This window comes from Streptomyces sp. NPDC007162, from assembly GCF_040634175.1.
Taxonomy (GTDB): domain Bacteria; phylum Actinomycetota; class Actinomycetes; order Streptomycetales; family Streptomycetaceae; genus Streptomyces.
On the sequence record NZ_JBEYFC010001015.1, the window covers coordinates 1 to 1,332 of the forward strand.

The window sequence follows — 1,332 nt, forward strand, 5'->3', positions numbered from 1 at the left end:
AGGACGTCGGCACGCACGAGTCGTACGTGAAGGCGCGGGCCGACGTCCTGGAGGGCAAGGTCGACGTCGACATCGACGGCTTCGAGATATCTCCCATCTGCCGGTCACCGCCGCCGTGACGGCCGTGACCGCCGTCGTCGCCAGAGCCGCCCGGCGAATGCCGTTGCTGTGCCGCATGCTGTCGTCCCCCTCAGTCGCCTCGTCCGCGGGTCTCGGTCGTCGGTTGTTGCCCGCGGTACGCGTGGTCGTCGTACGTGATTGCAGACAGGGCGGGAGAGCGGCAAGGTTCCGGGCGGCGACTACTTGTGACGGAGCGGTGACAACAGGCTGTACCCGTGCACCGGTGTACGCCTCCCGTCCCTCCCGGCCCTCCTCCCTCCGATCGGTCTGCCGGCGCCGGGGCTCCCTGCAACTGCTGGAGGTCCGCCACCGCGCCCATGCTCGCGTCGAGGACCGCATCCGCTGCGGCAAGAACACTGGATTCGGCCGGTTCCCCTCCCGCCACTTTGCTGTCAACGCCGCCTGGCTGGAGCTGTCCCTGACCGCCATCGACCTGCACGCCTGGGCCCAAACCCTCCTGCTAGACGGTGAGTTGGCCACTGCCGAGCCGAAGAAACTTCGCTACCGGCTGCTACACACCGCCGCCCGGATCACCCGCGGCGCCCGCCGCCTACACCTGCGGATCGCTGCCGCCTGGCCCTGGCGCCACGATCTGGCGACCGCCTTCGCCCGACTGCAGGCCCTGCCCCAGCCTGTCACCTGAACCGACAAAACCGTCCCTCCCCACACGCCCCGGAAAGCACAACCAACACCTCAACCCGGTTCGGTCGAACCCAACTGAAAGGCGGAGGCTCGTGGCTTGGCTCGGATTGTCGACCGCGTAATCGGTTCGCCGTCTCGGTGCCCCTCATTCTGCCTCCAGGTGTGATCTCGACGGTGGCCGTGAGGGCGTCCTGGAGTGTTCGCACGTCTGCGAGCATGGGCGAGGGCGCCTCCCACCCCGCCTGTCTCCCCGCTCTACCCGCCGTGGCCCGTCGCCTTGCCCGCCACGGCGGCGGCCGCGCGGACGAAGGCGGCCAGGGCTGGGGAGGTGGCGTGCTCGGGCCAGGCGAGGACGAGCGTGGTGGGCTCGGCATCATCGACTGGGACAGCGACCAGGTCGTCGCGGAGCTGGCCGCGGATGGAGGAGGGGAGGACGGCGACCATGCGGCGCAAGGCGATGAGGTGGAGAAGCTGGCCAAGGTCGTGGACCTCGGGTCCGTGTGAGTCACCCTCAGATGCGCCCGGCCAGCGCGGCAGGGGCTCCCCGGCGAGGTCGTTCAGGCGGACCCG

General features: G+C 70.0%; 1 protein-coding gene and 1 pseudogene. One reads left to right on the forward strand and one right to left on the reverse strand.

Annotation, left to right across the window (positions count from 1 at the left end; translation table 11 throughout):
- Positions 1–400: 400 nt before the first annotated feature.
- Positions 401–763, forward strand: a pseudogene (locus ABZ646_RS46765) (transposase); the annotation flags it as partial.
- 254 nt (positions 764–1,017) lie between these two features.
- Here ABZ646_RS46765 and ABZ646_RS46770 read toward each other — a convergent pair.
- Positions 1,018–1,332 (reverse strand): LysR substrate-binding domain-containing protein (locus ABZ646_RS46770; RefSeq protein ID WP_360533930.1); only part of this gene is annotated, 315 nt, incomplete at its 5' end.